Genomic DNA, 19,360 nt, shown 5'->3' on the forward strand with positions numbered 1-19,360 from the left:
TCAGCAGGCGACCTGCCCTTGCTTGATGTAGATGACCGGAATCACGTTGCTTGCGTTGTTGGTATCGCAGAAATCATAGGAACCGCCGCCCACATCGAAGACCTTGTAGGTGAAGTTCGGGCCTCCGGTATATGAATAGTTGAGGACCGTACTGGTGCCGCTCCCCGAGATGGACCAAGTGCCTATGGTTTCGCTGGGATCGACCGTGCTGGACGGTCCTTGCTTATAATCGATGACACTTCCCGTCGTGCTGTTTGGGTTGCCTTGGTGGTATTCCTGGTTGTACCAGGGGGCGGCGGTATAACCGACAGCGGAACCCTGGACGCAGACCGTGTTGCCGAGCACTAAGGTGGCCAGCCCAGGGGTCGATGTGATCCCTTTAATTACGTTGGGGTCGTTGGTCGAAGATGCCGAGAATGTCCCCGCTCCAGAGAATGTTATTAGATTCGTGGCACTGCCACCGCTACCGGACTGGGTTGCCGCGCCGGATGTAAACCCGAGCGTCCCAGAACATGTGCCTCCTATGGCGGTTACGGCCGCGGCATTGCATGAGGAAGTGGGCGTGAGATTGGTGAATAGGGCGGCCACTTGTGCGGATGTGCTATTTCCGCTGCCATTGGTGACGGACAGTCCCCCAACGACCACACTTTTGTTGGCGTTTAAGCTTCCAAAAGTAACGGCATTGCCTGTAACGGTCGAAGTGATCTGCCCGCTGGTCGGACAGGCCGCCATGGTTTGGATGGGGAGGGTGGATAGGACGAGAGCGCAGGTTCCGGTTAATAGTCTCATGGCATATCTCAATGGAAAGGGTCGATTTGAAAGGGGTGGGTGGGAACGGCCCGGAAGCCATGCCGACTCGAACAAGAAGCCGCGACCCACCCAACCCATCACCGGGAAGCTAAAGGATAGTAATTAAAATTGGGCTTGCGGAACTATTTTATGCCACTCCGGTGGGAACCGGTATCTGGCCCCATAGGGGAGTGAACAGGTTGGTTGGGTTGCGGACGGCGGGCATCTGCGCAGGGTAAGGACGGGTCGGGCCGGGGCTGCACGGTGGAGGAATCTTCAACACGGTGGCGGCCGCGACCCAGGCGTAGCAAAGCAAGAAGCGAGGGCGGGGAGGTCCACTTATGGGGAACAGTTGGAAATATCGCCCGAAGGCTTGCCGTTAAAGACATTGGCCACGACCAGTTCGGTGCCATTGGCCGCCGTGCAGAACGAGAGCTTGGTACTCGAACTGGATGTGCCTTGGCTAGGGGTATTGCCATAGACGATATACGTCATGGTGAGCGTGCCGTAGGTGTATTTCACGGTCGCGCCTGGGTTGCCGGGGCCGGGAATATTCACAAACGCCCAGGTGCCTATCGGGGAATTGTCGGGGTCCGCCGGATCGGCGGTCGTGTTGCTGTGCTGCTCTATGATGTTGCCGTTGGCGTTGTGGTATTCGTGCCAGGTGCCGGTGATCGCTCCGGGAGTTCCATTGGTGTTCGAACCGGTGCTGCTCGCGCCCGTGCCGGTGCCGCAGACAAAACGACCGCTCAGCGCGTTGATCAGGCTGCTTCCGGTGGAGGTATAGCGGATCCAGCAATTGCCTTCGCCTAAGGTGCATACTCCACTGCCCGCTGAAGTTTCACCGCCCACGGCGGAGCATTGCGCCCCGGCTTCCCGCGCCAAGCCGACACACAGGATTAACCCCGCCATCATGATCGTGTTCAGTTTCATAAGCCTGATTCCTCGTTTTCTAAGCAAGTATTTCGGGGGTGGGGGAATGGGCGGCACTACGGGCCGCGGTGGCCGGAGCCCCAGAATCCGGCACTGAAACAGCACATGTAGAATATCATCGACAACCTTGGCGCATCCATCGTACTCCCCAGTAATCCCACTGCCAGGAAGCCCACGATCCCCCCGGCCAATCCCGCCGCCGGGAGCCGCCCCGCCCGGAGGCCCGGCCCGAGCGCCCGGCCCGCCCCCGCCAGCAGCGCCGCCAGTGCGGCCAACCCCAATCCGCCTTGGGCCACGTACAGTTCCACTGCCATCTGGTGGATATGCCAGGCCAAATCCTGGTCCGCCGCGAACAGCCAGCCCGCCGTGCCGCGCCCGAAGTCGCCGTTCTCCAATAATTCCCGCCCGTCCGGCCCCTTGAGGCTGATATCGTCCAGGTCCAAGGGTTCGCCGCCGCCGGGATTGTGCAGGGAGAACTTCACCGTCCGCCAGCCCCGGCCCAACTCGCCGGAATCCAACTCGACAGCGACCCCGTGCCAGCCCGGTCCCGCCGCGGCCATGGGTGGGACGCCGTCCGCGCACGCGAAGGAATACAGCAGCGCCTTGGCGCATAGGGTCGCTTCCAGCGTGGCCCCGCCCCGTTCCCGCCGCAGCCGGGCCGAGAGCGTGTAGGGGGTGTTGGGCCGGAGCGCGACGATTTGCTCCAGGAAGGTCGATTCGCCCGCACCCAGGCGCAGAAAGGTATTGCCGTCCTCGTGCGGGAGGTTATAGGTGCCCGGCGGATGCGGGCCGTCCCCGCGCAGGAGGTAGAGCAAGGGATATTGGCCGAAGCCCATGCCGGTCAGGGCGGCGGTCGGTCCCCCGTCCATCAGGCCCAGGGCGTTGCGCCAATGGGCGAGGCGGACAGCGAAATCCTGGGAAGACCGCGCCAGCCGCTGCTGGGCGAAGCCGCCGGACAGCACCGGCACGGCGGCGGCGGTGACGGCCAGCGCCAATCCGGCCAGCGCCCAACGCCGATGGGGGGATGCCGCAGCGCCGGGCCGCAACGCCCCCAGCGCCACCGGCACCAGTCCCAAGACCAGCCCGGCATAGCCGCCCCTGGAAAAAGTCACCAGCATGGCATAGACCGCGCCCAGCGCCAGGGCGCAACCGCCCAGTTTCCAACCCCAGTGCCGGGCGGCGAGCGTCCGCGCCGCCAATACCGGGAAGCAGAGGGCCAGGAAGGCTTCGATATAGGCGCCGCCGGTACGTAGATCGGCGAAGGTGCCGGTGACGCGGAACACATTGTCGAAATCGCCCAGCCCCACAAAAACCTGGCGCTCCCACAGCACGGCCAGGACTTCCACCGCAAGCCCCGCGACCAGTCCGGTCAGCAGCCGCTCGCGCATGGCCTCCGCGTAGCTCGGCGGAATGCGCCGCATCAAGGGCACCAACAGCAAGGCCCAGAACAGCCCCTTGCCCACCTGCCAGGCTTCGAGCGGCGAATGCGAACTGGGCGGCAATCCGGCCAGCGGCGCGGCGGGGGGCCATAGTCCGCGTAGGCTGGACAGCGCCCAACTGGCCCATAACAGGGCGATGGCCCACCCCAGCCAGCGGTTGGGCCAGGGCGCGGGCCGGTTGGCCGCGGCCCGCCAATAGCCTATCGCCAGCGCGACCAGCACCGCGAGGTCGAATTCGTTCAACAGCAGGTCGCCCGTATAGGGCCGCAGGTCCAAGACCGGCAGCAAGGCGGGCAGGAGCAGGAACAACAGCGAAGGCCGCCGCCACAGCAATAGCCCATAGGCCGACAAGGCCAGCGCCAGCCAGGGCGTTCCGGTGGGATACCAAGCCAACCCGACGGCGATGGCCGCGCCCGCCGCCAGGGCCATGGCCAGCCCCAAGGGATGGGGTCGAGGCCAAGGGGCCGGGGCGGATGCCGCCCTGTCCGGGATGGATTCGCGGCCCGGCTTCCCGGCGAGGCTGTTCGCGGTCCAATCCAGCAGGACGTAGGCCAGGGCCGCGCCGGCGGCGGCGATCAAAAGGTTGGTCGGGTCCGGGTGGCGCGGCGGCACCCAGAGCTTGCCCGCTTCCATCGGCAAAACCAGCGCCAGGGCGACCAGTCCGGCCAGCCCAGGACCGACCCCGCCGCGCCGGTCCCGCCATGCCCAGACCGCCACGCCGACCGGGGCGTACATTCCCGCCACCGACAATAGGCTGCTCATGGCCACCATCTCGGTGGAGTAATAATGGTAATAGAAGGGCAGGAACCGCACCTGTCCGAGCCGGTCCAGGGCGGCGGCGGCGGGCAGCCAGGGCGGCGATAGCCAGCCGCTGATCTTCGCCAACAGCAGCAAGTAGGGCAGGGCGGCGAAGGGGATGATCCGGCGCAGCGTCCGGGCCATCCATTCCGGTCCCAGGACGCGGAGGCTCCGACCCAGTACCGCGCCCGCTACCAGTCCCAAACCCCGTTCCGGGACCGAAAGCCCCTGCGAATAACCCGAGGCCAGCAGCAATTGGACCAGTTCCAATCCCAGTCCCAGCCCGCAGCCGATCAGGAATAGGCGGCGATAGCCCATATCCGGCCAGGCCCAGGCGATGAGCAATCCCAAAGGCAGGACGGCGAGGACTTCGCCCGCCTGGCGTGCCAGGCAGACCAGGCCGCCGCATCCATCCACCAATAGCCAGCCTTGTTGGCCCGAGGACAGCTTCCAGGCCAGTTCCTCGCGCGACAGCACGAAGTCGTAGGGGAACAAGGCCAGGGCGACATAGGCCAGCGCGTAGGCTGTGCCCAAGGCCAGCGCGGATTTCCTGCCGCCCTGGGCGAATTGGTCCAGCAGGTAAGCGATGCGCCGCCGCCCCGCGCCGAACAGGCCGACCCCGGCCAGGCTGCCCAGGATTTCGGCCAGGAGGTCGTTGAGCGAGACCGTGCGCGGGGCGAAGAAAATCTGGATGAATTCCACCGCCACCGCCACCCCGGCGCAGAAGGCCAGCACCAGCACTAGGGCCAGATGGCGCGATTGCGCCAGCGGACGCAGGCCCACCGCCCAGTGGCAGCCCAGGAAGGCCAGGGGGAGATATAACACGAGGTTGGCGATCCAGTCGGCCCGCGACACGATGCCCAGGTCCAGCCAGGGGATGGCGGCGAATTGTTGGAAAGCTTGTTGTAGCGAGACGCCGCGGTACTCGAAGGGTACCAGGCTGCCGTAGACGACGAAGACGAGGTAGGCGAAAAAGGCGTGGCCTGGGCGCATCGGGAATATCCTGGACGAGGGATGCGGCGCGGTCGCGCCGCCAGGGCAGGATAACCAGCCTGGGGTCGCCGGAGCAACCGGGGTGGGACGCGGGCTTGGGGAAGATTAGTTTGCGCGTTCAACCGGGCGGGCGGAACGGCTTTTGATCTTGTCCGGGCATCCGGTCCCGGCGGGGGCGCGATGGGGGTGGTCACGCCTACGCGGCTTGTTTAAGCGAAGTGATCCGGTCACTCGAAATAGCCATCCAGGCGGGGCGAGTCCGTGATAGCCTTACGGTTTCCTGCGTTCGGATCGCTGGCTTTCCCTATGGGTCGATAGGGGGGCGCGTCTGGCGCGGGGGAATTGGATACCGGAGTAATCGCTTTTGATTTACAGATGTCGCTGGCTGATTCGTTGCGCGTGTTGATGTGTACACCCCATAAATATATCGCTTTAGCGTGGCCATGGCAACTCTATATCGAATCAAGCGCCCCGGATTTTCTTGCAAACAACGTTATTAAGTCATATGGCTGAACTCGAATCCCAACAAAATAGTATCAGGGAAGCGCCTAAACACTATGGCGTGGAACAGGAGCCCACCGCCGTCCCAGGGCCGGAACTGGCGGTGGACGCCGAATTCATCGAGCGTATGAGGGCTTGCGCCGACTTGGTGGGTAGTGTCAATGCGCTGGCCCGCAAGTCCGGGCTATCGCAATCCGGGATACGCCGCTACTTTACCGGCGGCGACCCGACCCGGCGGGTGTTGATCGCCATCGCCGAGGCGGCCGGGGTCAATGTGTTGTGGCTGGTCAGTGGCGAAGGGACGATGCTGAGGGAGTCCCCGGCGGGGTCGGTCGCTCTGGGCGAGACCTTGGCCCTGGCACCCGAGATATTGCAGCTCAGCCTCGAGACCATCGAGGAAGCCCTGCTGAAATCGGGCCGCAAGATGTCCCCGGCCAAGAAGGCGGAATTGGCGATGGCGGTTTATGAACTCTACCGCCGCGGCGATGGCCGGATCGACAAGTCGGCGGTGTTGCGCTTGGTGAAATTGGCGACCTGATTCGGGCCGCGCACCCCGGCGGTTCGGGGCGGGCCGGAACCCGCCCACGCTGGAGACCTTACACCCAAGCCGGAAATGTTTAGGGGCGGTCGCGCTGGGCGAGCAGGCTGGGCCGTCCCGGCCGCGCCCGTTCCATGAGTTCGTCGGCGGGCATCGGCGGGCCGAAGAAATAGCCCTGGATCAAGTCGCACTGGTGGCGCTTGAGGAATTCGAACTGGCCGGCGGTTTCCACGCCTTCGGCCACCACCCGGATATCCAGGCTGTGGGCCAGGGCGATGATAGCCCGCACGATGCGGGGATCGGCCTGCTGGGCGTCGATATCCTGCACGAAGGAGCGGTCGATCTTGAGATAGTCCACCGGGAACAGTTTCAGGTAGCTGAGAGAGGAGTAGCCGGTGCCGAAATCGTCGATGGACAGCGCCAAGCCCCGGCTTTTCAGGCGGCGCACGGTGTCCACCGCTTGTTGTGGATCGTGCATCATGGTCGATTCGGTGATCTCGAATTCCAGCCGGGAACGGTCGGTCCCGGTGGCTTCCAAGATGGCGTCGATGCGTTCCAACAGGTTCTTCTGGCGGAATTGATGGGGCGAGAGGTTCACCGCCACCGCCATGTCCAGCCCGGCGTCGCGCCATTGCGCGATCTGTAGGCATACCGTCCGCAGCAGCCATTCGCCGATTTCCACGATCAGCCCGGATTCCTCCGCCAGGGGGATGAACTGCCCCGGCGAGACCAGGCCGTGGCCGGGCCTGCGCCAGCGCAGCAGGGCTTCCGCCGCGTAGCAACGGCCACTGTCCACTTCCACCTTGGGTTGGTAATAGACCTCCAGCTCGCCGCGTTCCAGGGCGTAGCGCAGGCCCGTCTCCAGCGCCAGGTTCTTTTCCCCATCCTTGCGGCGCGGCAGTTCCTTGTAGAACTGGTATTGGTTGCGCCCGAGTTCCTTGGCCCGGCCCAGGGCGGCGTCGGCCATCTTCAGCAATTGCTCGGGGTCGGCGTGGTCGGTGGGATAGAGGCTGATGCCGATGCTGGCGGTCACGAACAAGGTGTGGCCGTCGATCACCCAGGCTTCCTTCATGGCCTCGCCGATGGCGGTGGCGGCGGCCCCGGCCAGGGCCGGATGGGACAATCCCGGCAGGATGAGGGCGAATTCGTCGTCGCCCAGCCGGGCCAGGATATCCTGGTCCCGCAGCGATTGGCGCAGGCGTCCGGCCACGGCGGCCAGCACCCGGTCGCCGAAGGCGTGGCCCTGGTCGTCGTTGATGTTCTTGAAGCGGTCCAGGTCCAGGTGGAACACCGCGAAACCCTGGTCGTCCGCCAGGGTTCCGCGCAGCCGCTCCATGAACAGGGCGCGGTTCGGCAATTCGGTCACGGGGTCGAAATAGGCGAGGCGGCGGATGGTTGCCTCGGACTGCTTCAACTCGCTGATATCGTGGGACATCACGACATAGTGGATCAACCGGCCCCGCTCGTCCCGGATCGGGGCCACGTATTGCAGGCACCAATAGGGAACGCCGTTCTTGTTTTGCTCGCGGACCTCGCCCTCCCAGGTCTCGCCGCGCTTGAGCTTGTCCCACAAGGTCTGCCGCGCCGCCGGATCGACCCGGTCGGGATACCAGATCGAAGCCCGGCGTCCCATCATTTCCTGGCGGCCGAAGCCCGAGAGCTTGCTGAAGGCCGGGTTGCAGTATTCGATCAGGCCGTCCCGGTCGGTGATCAGCACCATGCTCGGGCTATGCTCGACCGCCAGGGAGAGCTTGCGCATCTCGCCGGCGGTTTCCTGGTGTTCTTGCAAGGCGGTTTCCAGGGCTTGGTTGGTGGCCAGCAGTTGCCTGGAATCGGGCAGGTCCATGAGTCCGGCCAGGACCGGCCGGAGCCGGAGGGCGGCGACCAGGGCGGCCAGGGCGGCCGACACCTTCAAGGCCAGGGCCGGTACGCCGTCGACGGGGCCGGGGGTCCATAGGTGCAGCAGGTGGTAGCTGCCGCAGAGCAGGGCGAAACCGCCGAGCAGGAGGGGCGGTCCGCGGCGGGGGAGGTCGTTGCGGTGGCGGAGGAAGGCCCAGAGCGCGAACGGGATGGCATAGAACGCCAGCGCCAGCAGGCCGTCCGCGATCAGGTTCGGCCAAAACAATTGGGGCGGCGGAACGGGCATCTCCAACCGTGCGGGGAAGGGTGGACTCGCAAACAGCGATAACAGCGATTCAATCATGGCGGGCGGTTTGGAAAATAAGGCTGAATAACGCTCCTACCCAGGCCGGCCTTCGGGGTGGGCGAAGGGACCGTATGGGGCAACGGCGGCAGGCTGCGCCGGGGATGTTATTGGTTGCGATATCCGCTGCCGGATTTACGGGATGTTTTACGTGGAAACATAAGGGTGTTGGGGTAATTTCGGGTTTCGTGTATTCACTATCGCCGGCCTTGCTGGTGCTTGCCGTCCCGGACGGATGTGGACAAGGCGGGACCAGTCCGGAGCCGGGGGAGCCTGTCCTGCGGCGCGGCGTCATGGGCCGGAATCGCGCACCAGAGTTGTGCGGTGAATCCCGTGCGCCTTAGCGTGGTGCGTTTTCCCTAGGCACGGAATCGACCGGAATATTCCCTTACCGCTTCCATGGGCGCTAGCCGCGGCTTGGCATGGCTGATGCTTATTCGGTGTTCGGGCGTCTTCACCGAATCGGCGCATGATCTCAACCCGGCCCAGAGTATTACTAGCATCAGGAGAGCTTTTTCCATGAAATTCGTGACCGCGATATTGAAACCATTCAAGCTGGACGATGTCCGCGAAGCCTTGTCCGAAGTGGGGATTTCGGGCATCACCGTGACCGAGGTGAAGGGCTTCGGCCGGCAGAAGGGCCACACCGAACTTTACCGGGGCGCTGAATATGTCGTCGATTTCCTGCCCAAGGTCAAGCTGGAAGTGGCCGTGACCGACGAACAACTCGATGTCGTGCTGGAAGCCATCTCCAGGACCGCCAACACCGGCAAGATCGGCGATGGCAAGATTTTCGTGTTCGACCTGGAACAGGTGGTCCGTATCCGCACCGGCGAGACCGGCGCCGACGCGCTCTGACAACGCCTGCGGAAATTTAAACAAGGGGACTCCAATGATAAAAATATTCAGTCGCTTGGCCTTGCTCGCGCTCCTGGGTTATGTGGGGATGGTTTCCGCGGAGGAAGCCGCCGCCGTCGCCGCCGTCGCGCCTCCGGCCCCGAACAAGGGTGATACCGCGTGGATGATCGTCGCCACCGTCCTGGTCATCCTGATGATCGTGCCGGGCTTGGCGCTGTTCTACGGCGGCATGGTGCGGGCCAAGAACATGCTGTCGGTCCTGATGCAGGTGTTCGTGATTTTCTCCCTGATCGGCGTGCTGTGGGCGATTTATGGTTATAGCGTCGCCTTCACCGAGGGCAATGCCTTCTTTGGCGGCTTCAGCAAGTTGTTCCTGAAGGGCGTGACGCCCGAATCGGCCGCGGCGACCTTCAGCAAGGGCGTGTACGTCCCCGAATTGATCTATGTCGCCTTCCAATTGACCTTCGCCGCCATCACCCCGGCCTTGATCGTCGGCGCCTTCGCCGAGCGGGTCAAGTTTTCCGCCGTGTTGATGTTCATGGTGTTGTGGTTCACCTTTTCCTACCTGCCCATCGCCCACATGGTGTGGTACTGGGCCGGTCCCGACGCCTACACCGACAAGGCGGCGGGCGACGCGGCGGCGGCCACGGCGGGCTTTTTGTTCCAGAAGGGCGCCTTGGATTTCGCGGGCGGCACCGTGGTACATATCAACGCCGGTATCGCCGGCCTGGTCGGCTGCCTGCTGATCGGCAAGCGCATCGGCTATGGCAAGGAATTCATCGCCCCGCATAGCGTGACCATGACCATGATCGGCGCTTCGCTGTTGTGGGTGGGCTGGTTCGGTTTCAATGTCGGTTCCAACCTGGAGGCCAATGGCGTCGCCGCCCTGGTGTTCGTCAATACCTTGCTCGCCACCGCCGCCGCCACCCTGGCCTGGACCTTCGCCGAATGGGGCGTGCGTGGCCAGCCCAGCATGTTGGGCGGTGCTTCCGGCGCGGTCGCGGGCTTGGTCGCCATCACCCCGGCCTGCGGTTTCGTGGGTCCGATGGGGTCCATCGTGCTGGGCCTCTTGGCGGGCGCGGTATGCTTCTGGTCGGTGACCAAGATGAAGCACATGCTGGGCTATGACGATTCGCTGGACGTGTTCGGCGTGCATGGCGTGGGCGGCATCCTGGGAGCCTTGGGTACCGGCGTGTTCGCCTCGCCCGACCTGGGCGGCACCGGCGTCTACGATTATGTCGCCAACGCCGTCGGCGAGTTCGACATGGTGGCCCAGGTGACCAGCCAGGCCTGGGGCGTCGGCACCGCCATCGTGTGGTCCGGCCTCGTGTCCTTCGTGTCCTACAAGATCGTGGACCTGACCATCGGCCTGCGCGTCACCGAGGAAGTGGAGCGCCAGGGCCTCGATATTGTCGAGCATGGCGAAACAGCCTATCACTTGTGATCCGGGCCGGTTCCAACCCTTCCTGGAAAAGGCACCTGCGGGTGCCTTTTTCGTGGGCGCGGAAGCTTGCCGGTCCGCGCCGCCGCTGGGGCGGGCTGCTTACAATTTTCCCGGTGGATGCGACAATACCCGTCGATAGATGTGGGCATCCGCGCCCCTCAGCCACGGGAGACACCGATGAAAATAGCACCGATACTCGCATTGGCCTTGTTCGCCTCGACCGCCGGGGCCGGGGATTTGCCCGACCTTAATATCACCCCCGGTTCCACCGATCCGGAGGTCACCGAGGCCAACCTCAAGGAATCGATCTGCAAGGTGACCCATTTCACCTGGACCGAGGGCCATATGCCGCCGGCCTCGTTTCTCAACAGCATCGCCCAGCAGGAAATCAAGCAATACGGCTACACCGACGAGAACGCCAAGCACTACCAGATGGACCATCTGATTCCCCTGTCCCTGGGCGGCAATCCCACCGACCCCAAGAATATCTGGCCGCAGGTCCTGGTGACCAAATGGTCGGCGCGGCGTAAGGATTTCCTGGAGCAAACCCTGCACGACAAGGTGTGCAAGGGTGAGGTCGGGCTGAAGGTCGCCCAGGAGGAGATCAGGACCAATTGGATCGAGGCGTATAAGAAGTACATTGGCGACCCGGACAAGCATTCCTGAGATTCCGGCAGCGGGGTGGAAAGCGCGGGATCAGGGTCGGCCCGCGTCCAAATCCTCGATCTTGAGAAAGGTACGGTTGTCCTGGCTGCGGGTGGAATAGGTGTGGCCGGTGTAGCCGTGGCTTTCGAGGGTGGTGGTTTCGGTCTGGCCGCCCAGTTCGATCCACTCGCCCAGCGCGGCTTTGACCTGGGTATGCAAGCCCTGGGTGGCGATGATGCCGCCCTGGTCGCGACTGGGGCGGTCCGACCAGGGGGAGATATCGATCAGGACCTGCCCGCCCATGAGTTTGGGCGTGACCGAGAAGCCGGTCGTCACCGGGCGGTAGTCGATGCCGCCATAGCCATATATTGACTGGGTGGGCACCGGCATTTGCGAGCCGGCCTGGATGCTGGCGGCGGCTCCGTCCAGGGTTTGCACCTGCTGGGTGGCTCCCGCCGCGTCGCGGTTTTCGAGCGAATAGCTGTGGCCACCGAGGCCGATGCCCGTCCCGTCCGGTCCGGTGCGGGCTTGGAGCCCCAGGCCGGTATCGAGCGCGTCCTTCGTTAGGTTGCTGCCTTGGATCACGGTGATGAGGAGGCGGTGGGGGCTGCGGTCGATCTGGTCGAGCAAGGAGCGGATTTCCCCGACCCGCTCCGGGCTGGCCTTGAGGATGAGTTGGTTGCGGGCCGGGACCACGGTCTCGAACGGGCCGAGTAAGGGCCGGATCAACTCGGCCAATTCCTCGGCGGGGCGGTGGTAGACCTCGATGGTGGTGACGACCTCGTTGCCATAGCCCCAGGCGGCGGGTTGGCCCGCCAGGCAGAGCAGCAAATAAATGACGAGGGGTTCCGGGCGGCGCATGGGGGCGGCGCTAGGCGGTTCGGAGCAGGCTTCCGGCCTGGGTGCGGTCCTGCAACGCCAATTCGTAAAGCTCCAGATAACGTTGGGCGCTGGCTTCCCAGGAAAATTCCTTGTTCATTCCGGCCTCTTGCACCCGTCGCCAAGCGGCTTTGTCCTGGAACAGGGCGAGGCCGCGCCGGAGGGCGTGCAGCAACGCCGCCGGGGTCGGCTCGTCGAACACGATGCCGGTGGCGGTGCCCGCCGCGAGTCGGGCGGGATCGGCGTCCACCACGGTGTCGGCCAGTCCGCCGACCCGGCGCACCACCGGCACCGCGCCATAGCGCTGGCTGTACATTTGGTTTAGACCGCAAGGCTCGAAGCGTGAGGGCATCAGGAATAGATCGGTGCCCGCTTCCAGCAGGTGGGCGCTGGATTCGTCGTAGCCCAGCTTGACCGAAATCTTGTCCGGGTAGAGCTTGGCCCAGCGTTGTAGCAGGCGTTCGTAGCGGTCCTCGCCGCTGCCGACCACCACCAGTTGCAAGGGCAGGCCGACCAGCTTGGGCAAGAGGTCGATGACGAGGTCGATGCCTTTTTGTTGTACCAAGCGCCCGACCCAGGCCAGCACGGCGATATCGGGATCGGGCGGCAGGCCGAAGCTTTGTTGCAGGGCGGCTTTGTTTTCGGCCCGCTTGGACAGGCCCGCCACATCGAAATGGGTCGGCAGGAAGGGATCGGTGGCCGGGTTCCAGGCTTCGGCGTCGATGCCGTTGATGATGCCGCTGAGGCGTTCGCGGCGGTGGCTCAGCAAGCCTTCCAGGCCGCAACCGAATTCGCCGCCCTGGATTTCCTGGGCATAGGTGGGACTGACGGTGCTGATGCGGTCGGCGAAGGCGAGACCGCCCTTGATGAACGACATCTGACCGTAGAATTCCAGGGCGTGGGCCGACCAGAAGCGCTGCGGCAGGCGCAATTTCTGGAAGGTCGCGTAGGGGAACACGCCTTGGTAAGCCAGGTTGTGGATGGTGAACACGGTCGCGGGCCGGCCCGGTTCGTCGCCCAGCAAGACCGGCACCAAACCGCTTTGCCAATCGTTGCCGTGGGCGACCTGGGGCCGCCAGCCGAGGCCCAGCCGGTCCATGGCGATTTCCGCCGCCACATGGCAGAGCAGGGCGAAACGCTCGGGGTTGTCTTCCCAGGGCTGGCCGTCGGCAGCCAGATAGGGATTGCCGGGCCGGGCGAAATAATCGTCATGGGTCAGCAGCCACACCGGCACCTCGGAACCGGGCAATAGCCCTTCCAGGATGGCGATGCCTTTCTCTTTGTGCAGCAGCTTGGCCGTTTGGAACTCGCCGGCCGCGATGGCCGGTTCGTAGCCCGGCATCAGGATGCGGACATCGTGGCCCAAGGCCCGTAGCGCGATGGGCAAGCTGCCGGAGACATCGGCCAAGCCGCCGGTTTTGATGAGGGGATAGGCTTCGCTGGTGACGAACAGGATTTTTTTCATGGAGCGACTTCTGGCGCGTCCGTTGCGCCGGGTGTTTCGGGTGTTCCCGCCTCTGGCAATTCGCGGATCAGGACGATCCCGGCCAGGGGCGGTAGGGTGATGTTGAGGGAATAGGGACGGCCCATCCAGGCCTGGGCTTCGGCTTCCAGCGGTGGGTTGCCCATATTGCTGCCGCCGTAGTAGATCGAGTCGGAATTGAGGATTTCGCGGTAGGTGCCGTCCGCCGGGACGCCGATGCGGTAGTGGTGGCGGGGGATGGGTGTGAAATTGAACGCCACCACCACGAATGCGTCCTTGGCCCGGCGGAGGTAGCTCAGCACCGATTGCGGGGCGTCGTGGCAATCGATCCATTCGAAGCCCTGGCCGTCGCCATCGTAGCGGTGCAGGGCGGGATAACGGGTATAGGTGCGGTTGAGGTCGCCGACCAGGGTGGCGATGCCGCGATGGTTGGCACGGTCGTAGAGGTACCAGTCCAGGGGTTTGGCGGCGTTCCATTCCTCGGCCTGGGCGAATTCGCAGCCCATGAACAACAGCTTCTTGCCGGGATAGGTGAACATGAAGGTGTAGAGCAGCCTGAGATTGGCGAAACGCCGCCATTCGTCGCCCGGCATCTTGCCCAGCAGGGATTGCTTGCCATGCACCACTTCATCATGCGAAAACGGTAGGATGAAGTTTTCGGTGAAGGCGTACAGCAGGCCGAAGGTCAGTTGGTCGTGATGGAATTGGCGATGCACCGGGTCTTTGCCCATGTAGACCAGGGTGTCGTGCATCCAACCCATGTTCCATTTCAGGGAGAAACCCAGGCCGCCGGTCCAGGTCGGGCGGGTGACTTGCGGCCAGGCGGTGGATTCCTCGGCGACGATCAGGGTGCCGGGGAATTGCTGGTGGGCGACGGTGTTGAGTTCGCGCAGGAAGGCGATGGCTTCGAGGTTTTCGTTGCCGCCGTATTTGTTGGGAATCCAATCGCCCGGATCGCGGGAATAATCCAGGTACAGCATCGAGGCCACGGCATCGACCCTGAGCCCATCGAGATGGAATTCCTCCAGCCAGAACAAGGCGCTACCGATCAGGAAATTGCGGACCTCGTTGCGCCCGAAGTTGTAGATCAAGGTGCCCCAGTCGCGGTGTTCGCCCAATCTGGGGTCTTCGTGTTCATAGAGCGGCGTGCCGTCGAACCAGGCCAGCCCGTGGGCGTCCTTGGGGAAATGGGCCGGCACCCAGTCGAGCAACACGCCGATGCCGTGGGTATGGCAATGATCGACGAAGGCGCGGAAATCGTCCGGCGTGCCGAAGCGGCTGGTCGGGGCGAAATAGCCGGTGGTTTGATAGCCCCAGGAGCCGTCGTAAGGATGTTCGGTGATGGGCAGGAGTTCGAGATGGGTGAAGCCATGGGCCTGGGCATGGGCTACCAGGCGCTCGGCCAGGACGCGGTAATTGAGGAAGCCGCCGTCGTGGTCCCGCTGCCAGGAGCCGAGATGGACTTCGTACACCGACAGCGGTTCGTGCGGCCAGTCGCGGCTTTTGCGGTCTTCCATCCAGGTATCGTCGGTCCAGGCGTATTCCGGGTCGGCGGCGACGATGGCGGCGTTGTCGGGGCGGACTTCGAATTGGCGTCCGTAGGGATCGGTCTTGAGCAGGAGGGTACCGTGCTGGCGGTTGCGGATCTCGAATTTATAGACCGTGCCCGGCGCGATTTCCGGGATGAACAACTCCCAGACCCCGCCGCCGCCCCGGACCCGCATCGGATGGCAGCGCCCGTCCCAGGCGTTGAAATCACCCACCACGCTGACCCGCTCGGCATTGGGCGCCCAGGTCGCGAAGCGGACGCCCGCGATGCCATCGACCGTTTGCGGATGGGCGCCGAGGATGCGGTGGATATGCCAGTGCTTGCCTTCGCCGAACAGGTAGAGGTCGAAATCGGAGATTTGCGGCGGGAAAGAATAGGGATCGCAATATTCGTGGGCCCGCCCGGCTCCATCGGTCCAGGACAGCCGGTAATGACGGGGGAGCTTGGCGGCGCGGTCCGGTCGGTATTCAAACAGGGGGCTGTCGGCAACGCGCTGGAATTCGGGGCCGCCGGGGCCGAGGCGCACGGTTTCCGCCCGTGGCAGCAAGGCCCGCAGCACCGCGCCCCCCGGAACCGGGTGCCGGCCCAGTACCGCGAAGGGATCGGGGTGGCGGGCGGTGATGATGCGCTGGAGTTCGGATAACGGCTCCGCTTCGTCTGCGTGTCCGGCGACGCGGCCCGCTTCGGTCGAGTTCACTTTATTTGGCCTCTGAGAGTAGAATGTCGCGGTCTTATGGATACCCGAACACCGGCCTAATGTTAACAAATTTGGGCTTTCGGTGTGCGCCACCTTTCTCTTAGAGGAGCTTTAGCCCATGCCAGAATCGATGCATTCCTCCCGCTTCGTTAGCCGCCTCACCCGGCACACTTTGGCGCTGATTCTGGCCGGGGGACGCGGTAGCCGCCTCTACAAACTCACCGAATGGCGGGCCAAACCCGCCGTCCCCTTCGGCGGTAAATTCCGTATCATCGACTTTCCATTGTCCAACTGCCTGAATTCGGGAATCCGCCAAATCGGGGTATTGACCCAGTATAAGGCCGACTCCCTGATCCGCCATATCCAGCAGGGTTGGGGTTTCCTCCGCGCCGAACTGGGCGAGTTCGTGGATATCCTCCCGGCCCAGCAGCGCTTGCAGGAATCCTGGTATGCCGGTACCGCCGACGCCGTCTACCAGAACCTCGATATCCTGCGCCAGCAAAACTCCGAGTACATCCTGATCCTGGCCGGCGACCACGTCTACAAGATGGATTACGGCCTGATGATGGCCTACCACGCCGAAATGGAAGCCGACCTCACTATCGGCTGCATGGAGGTGCCCATCGCCGAAGCCAGGGAGTTCGGCGTCATGCATGTCGACGACAACAAACGCATCATCGATTTCGTCGAGAAGCCGCAGAATCCCCCGCCCATGCCCAACCGCCCGGATACCGCCCTGGCCTCGATGGGCATCTACGTCTTCAACACCAGCTTCCTATTCGAGCAACTCATCAAGGACGCCGACACCCCCGGTTCCAGCCACGATTTCGGCAAGGACATCATCCCCTCGATCATCAAGAAATACCGGGTGTTCGCCTATCCGTTCCGCGACGCGCAAAGCGGCGTGCAGGCCTATTGGCGCGACGTGGGCACGGTGGATGCCTATTGGGCGGCCAATATGGAATTGATCGGCGTGGACCCCGAACTCAACCTGTACGACCACGATTGGCCGATCTGGACCTACCAGGCCCAGACCCCGCCGGCCAAGTTCGTGTTCGACGACGACGACCGCCGCGGCATGGCGGTGGATTCGATGGTCTCGGGCGGCTGCATCATCTCGGGTTCGGAAGTCCGGCACTCGCTGCTGTTCAGCAATGTGCGGGTGAATTCCTACGCGGTGGTGAAGGATTCGGTGATCCTGCCCGAGGTGAATATCGGCCGCCATTGCCGCATCACCAAGGCCATCATCGACCGCGGCTGCCATATCCCGCCCAACACCGTCATCGGCGAGAACCCGGAGGAGGACCGCAAGCGCTTCCATGTCAGCCCCGGCGGCGTGGTGCTGGTCACCCCGGACGCCTTGGGCCAGCGGCTGCATTTCGCCCGCTAACGGAGGGTGCGTTTTTATTTCGTCCCACGGTCTTTATTTCCCCCTCGGGCATAAAATAATATTTGTGCCTGGAATCACGGAACCCGGTCCCACCGGGTTCCGCCTTTTTCGTTCCGCCATCCCTGAGCGATCCACGCGACACGCCAATCCCCCCAGTCCATGGCTGCCGCCCCTAACCGATGCCGATGCCATCCTCCCGGTCCGTCCCGGCTTCCGTTCAACCCCATCGGGCTTCACCGCCCCAGGCCCATCGGCCTAACCGGCCCATTCCCTCAAGCAGCGACATGCAATCGAACCAATATCCCTCCAATTCCCCATCGACGGTAGGTGTGAAGTGACGCAAGCCCATAGTATCCTCGACCGGCGCCGCGCCGGCGTCCTGTTGCACATCACTTCCCTGCCCGGCCTCCCCGATAATGGCGACCTCGGCGTGCACGCCTACCGTTTCGTGGACTTCCTCGCCGACCACGGCGTCACGGTCTGGCAGACCCTGCCCATCGGTCCCACCCATCCCGATGGTTCGCCCTACCAATGCCTGTCGGCCCACGCCGGCAATCCCTGGATGATCGACTTGGAGTGGCTGCTCCGGCGGGGCTGGCTGGAAGAAGCCGATATCGCCGCCGCCTGGACCGCCGCCGATCCCACCAGGCACCGTGGGCAATGCCTGGGCAAGGCTTATGGGCGCTTCGCCCAATTGCCCGAGGACGACGAATACCGCCAAGCCTACCGGCGGTTTTGCGGGGGGCAGGCGGCTTGGCTGGCCGATTACGCGCTGTTCATCGCCCTGCGCCAGGAACTCAAGCACCGGCCTTGGCAGGACTGGCCCATCGCCTTGCGCGACCGCGAACCCGCCGCGCTGGACGAGGCCCGGCGGCGCTTGGCGGAAGGCGTGGACCGGGTCGGGTTCGAGCAATTCGTTTTCTTCCAGCAATGGGGGGAATTGCGGGACTACGCCAAGCGCCGCGGGGTGCTGTTGTTCGGCGATATGCCCATCTTCATCGCCAGCGATAGCGCCGATGTCTGGGCGCGGCGGGAATATTTCGACCTCAGGGAGGACGGGCAGGCGCGGGTCGTGGCCGGGGTGCCGCCGGACTATTTCTCCGCCACCGGGCAGCGCTGGGGCAATCCCCATTACCGTTGGGCGCGGATGGCGGAGGATGGCTTCCGCTGGTGGTTGGAGCGCATCCGCAGCCAGTTGGCGCTGTACGACTGGGTCAGGATCGACCATTTCCGGGGCTTCGAGGCCTACTGGGAAATCCCCGCCGAATCGGAAACCGCCATGCATGGCCGCTGGGTGGAAGCGCCCGGCGCGGCGTTGTTGGACGCCGTGTTCGCCACCCTCGATGGCGCGGGCCTACCCCTCGTGGCCGAGAATCTCGGCATTATCACGCCGGAAGTGGAAGCGCTGCGCAACCGTTTCGATATTCCCGGTATGTTGATCCTGCAATTCGCCTTCGACGGCGGGCCGGATAACCCTTATCTGCCGCATAATCATACCCCGAATAACGTGGTTTATACCGGCACCCACGATAACGATACCACCTTGTCCTGGTTCGAGGGTTTGTCGGAGGCGCAGCGGACCCATGTCTACGAGTATCTGGGCCATTCCAGCCTGAAAATGCCCTGGGCTTTGGCGCAATCCGCGCTGGCCTCGGTGGCGAAGCTGGCGATACTGCCGATGCAGGATATCCTGGAGCAGGGCAAGGGATATCGGATGAATACCCCCGGCACCATGGACGATACCAATTGGCGCTGGCGGTTCGGGTGGGAGCAATTGACGGTGGAGCAAGGGGCCGAACTGGCACGCCTGATCCATTTATATGGCAGGCAGCCCGAGGCTTGAGCGGCCCGGAGGGCGGGCGGTCCCCATAATATAAAAAGCTTTGCCGCATAAACGATGGCGCGGACTCGCCGGCTTCGCGTTACGCAACAAAGCTTGATTTCGTGGGCTGTTTCCGGGCCTTTGTTATTTCGATCCTTGGATCGACCGGCAAAACGCCGTGCCCGATGGGCGCGGCGTTTCGGCTTGGCTTCCCGCCTTGGATGGGACGCGCGTTTTTACCTCAACAGACTTTATATTCGCCAAAGGACGTTCCCGCTGGTTATCCGGGCGTCCGCCGGGACCGTAACTTGGGTTACGCCCGTGGGTGGCTTTTCCAAATGCTCCGTACCCAAGGCGCGGCTATTCTATGAACCTTAATAATCTTGTTCAAGCGCCCGC

The 19,360-nt window shown here is 63.8% G+C and carries 13 protein-coding genes; 6 read left to right on the forward strand and 7 right to left on the reverse strand.

Going from position 1 to position 19,360, the window contains the following annotated elements; all coding sequences use genetic code 11:
- The 3 genes from B9N93_RS04950 to B9N93_RS04960 form a co-directional block, all read right to left on the reverse strand.
- A complete protein-coding gene (locus B9N93_RS04950) occupies positions 1 to 345 on the reverse strand; it encodes a hypothetical protein (protein WP_085211432.1) in 345 nt (114 codons plus the stop codon).
- Between the two features lie 783 nt (positions 346 to 1,128).
- Positions 1,129 to 1,722 (reverse strand): hypothetical protein, encoded by a 594-nt coding sequence (locus tag B9N93_RS04955; protein ID WP_085211433.1) that lies wholly within the window; start codon positions 1,720 to 1,722, stop codon positions 1,129 to 1,131.
- Positions 1,723 to 1,778: 56 nt separating this feature from the next.
- Positions 1,779 to 4,952 carry a VanZ family protein gene (locus tag B9N93_RS04960; protein ID WP_085211434.1) on the reverse strand — a complete coding sequence of 1,058 codons (3,174 nt, stop codon included), beginning with the start codon at positions 4,950 to 4,952 and terminating at the stop codon, positions 1,779 to 1,781.
- 505 nt (positions 4,953 to 5,457) lie between these two features.
- Here B9N93_RS04960 and B9N93_RS04965 point away from each other — a divergent pair.
- Positions 5,458 to 5,991 (forward strand): helix-turn-helix domain-containing protein, encoded by a 534-nt coding sequence (locus B9N93_RS04965; protein ID WP_085211436.1) that lies wholly within the window; start codon positions 5,458 to 5,460, stop codon positions 5,989 to 5,991.
- A 79-nt stretch (positions 5,992 to 6,070) separates the two neighbouring features.
- Here B9N93_RS04965 and B9N93_RS04970 read toward each other — a convergent pair whose 3' ends face one another.
- Positions 6,071 to 8,137, reverse strand: a complete 2,067-nt coding sequence (locus B9N93_RS04970) for a putative bifunctional diguanylate cyclase/phosphodiesterase (RefSeq protein ID WP_176225128.1) — start codon at positions 8,135 to 8,137, stop codon at positions 6,071 to 6,073.
- A gap of 576 nt (positions 8,138 to 8,713) precedes the next feature.
- On the opposite strand from B9N93_RS04970, the gene glnK reads away from it, so the two are divergent.
- The 3 genes from glnK (at position 8,714) to B9N93_RS04985 (ending at position 11,162) form a co-directional block, all read left to right on the forward strand.
- A complete protein-coding gene (gene glnK / locus B9N93_RS04975) occupies positions 8,714 to 9,052 on the forward strand; it encodes a P-II family nitrogen regulator (protein WP_085211440.1) in 339 nt (112 codons plus the stop codon).
- 34 nt (positions 9,053 to 9,086) lie between these two features.
- On the forward strand, positions 9,087 to 10,496 hold the full coding sequence (locus B9N93_RS04980) for an ammonium transporter (protein ID WP_085211442.1): 1,410 nt from the start codon (positions 9,087 to 9,089) through the stop codon (positions 10,494 to 10,496).
- A gap of 177 nt (positions 10,497 to 10,673) precedes the next feature.
- Positions 10,674 to 11,162 (forward strand): hypothetical protein, encoded by a 489-nt coding sequence (locus B9N93_RS04985; RefSeq protein WP_125468844.1) that lies wholly within the window; start codon positions 10,674 to 10,676, stop codon positions 11,160 to 11,162.
- A gap of 30 nt (positions 11,163 to 11,192) precedes the next feature.
- On the opposite strand, the gene B9N93_RS04990 is transcribed toward B9N93_RS04985, so the two are convergent.
- From B9N93_RS04990 to glgB, 3 genes are read right to left on the reverse strand one after another with little or no spacing between them, the layout of a single operon-like run.
- On the reverse strand, positions 11,193 to 12,002 hold the full coding sequence (locus B9N93_RS04990; protein ID WP_085211447.1) for a secretin N-terminal domain-containing protein: 810 nt from the start codon (positions 12,000 to 12,002) through the stop codon (positions 11,193 to 11,195).
- A gap of 10 nt (positions 12,003 to 12,012) precedes the next feature.
- Positions 12,013 to 13,485, reverse strand: a complete 1,473-nt coding sequence (gene glgA, locus B9N93_RS04995) for a glycogen synthase GlgA (RefSeq protein WP_085211449.1) — start codon at positions 13,483 to 13,485, stop codon at positions 12,013 to 12,015.
- On the reverse strand, positions 13,482 to 15,749 hold the full coding sequence (gene glgB / locus B9N93_RS05000) for a 1,4-alpha-glucan branching protein GlgB (protein ID WP_085211451.1): 2,268 nt from the start codon (positions 15,747 to 15,749) through the stop codon (positions 13,482 to 13,484). The genes glgA and glgB overlap by 4 nt, the downstream gene beginning before the upstream one ends.
- A 118-nt stretch (positions 15,750 to 15,867) precedes the next feature.
- Here glgB and glgC point away from each other — a divergent pair, with 118 nt between their 5' ends.
- Both glgC and malQ read left to right on the forward strand, forming a co-directional pair.
- The gene (gene glgC, locus B9N93_RS05005) at positions 15,868 to 17,139 is read left to right on the forward strand and encodes a glucose-1-phosphate adenylyltransferase (protein ID WP_085211453.1); all 1,272 of its coding nucleotides are present in this window, start codon (positions 15,868 to 15,870) and stop codon (positions 17,137 to 17,139) included.
- A gap of 334 nt (positions 17,140 to 17,473) precedes the next feature.
- Positions 17,474 to 18,982 (forward strand): 4-alpha-glucanotransferase, encoded by a 1,509-nt coding sequence (gene malQ / locus B9N93_RS05010; protein WP_254899339.1) that lies wholly within the window; start codon positions 17,474 to 17,476, stop codon positions 18,980 to 18,982.
- Positions 18,983 to 19,360 lie beyond the last annotated feature (378 nt).

This window comes from Methylomagnum ishizawai, assembly GCF_900155475.1.
GTDB classification, from domain to species: Bacteria; Pseudomonadota; Gammaproteobacteria; order Methylococcales; family Methylococcaceae; genus Methylomagnum; species Methylomagnum ishizawai_A.

Bases quoted from the DNA above. Each gene is read 5' to 3' on its own strand.
- glgA (WP_085211449.1), bottom strand. From the start codon at position 13,485: ATGAAAAAAATCCTGTTCGTCACCAGCGAAGCCTATCCCCTCATCAAA.
- glgC (WP_085211453.1), top strand. From the start codon at position 15,868: ATGCCAGAATCGATGCATTCCTCCCGCTTCGTTAGCCGCCTCACCCGG.
- B9N93_RS04985 (WP_125468844.1), top strand. From the start codon at position 10,674: ATGAAAATAGCACCGATACTCGCATTGGCCTTGTTCGCCTCGACCGCC.
- B9N93_RS04960 (WP_085211434.1), bottom strand. From the start codon at position 4,952: ATGCGCCCAGGCCACGCCTTTTTCGCCTACCTCGTCTTCGTCGTCTAC.
- B9N93_RS04970 (WP_176225128.1), bottom strand. From the start codon at position 8,137: ATGCCCGTTCCGCCGCCCCAATTGTTTTGGCCGAACCTGATCGCGGAC.
- B9N93_RS04955 (WP_085211433.1), bottom strand. From the start codon at position 1,722: ATGAAACTGAACACGATCATGATGGCGGGGTTAATCCTGTGTGTCGGC.
- glnK (WP_085211440.1), top strand. From the start codon at position 8,714: ATGAAATTCGTGACCGCGATATTGAAACCATTCAAGCTGGACGATGTC.
- B9N93_RS04980 (WP_085211442.1), top strand. From the start codon at position 9,087: ATGATAAAAATATTCAGTCGCTTGGCCTTGCTCGCGCTCCTGGGTTAT.
- B9N93_RS04990 (WP_085211447.1), bottom strand. From the start codon at position 12,002: ATGCGCCGCCCGGAACCCCTCGTCATTTATTTGCTGCTCTGCCTGGCG.
- B9N93_RS04965 (WP_085211436.1), top strand. From the start codon at position 5,458: ATGGCTGAACTCGAATCCCAACAAAATAGTATCAGGGAAGCGCCTAAA.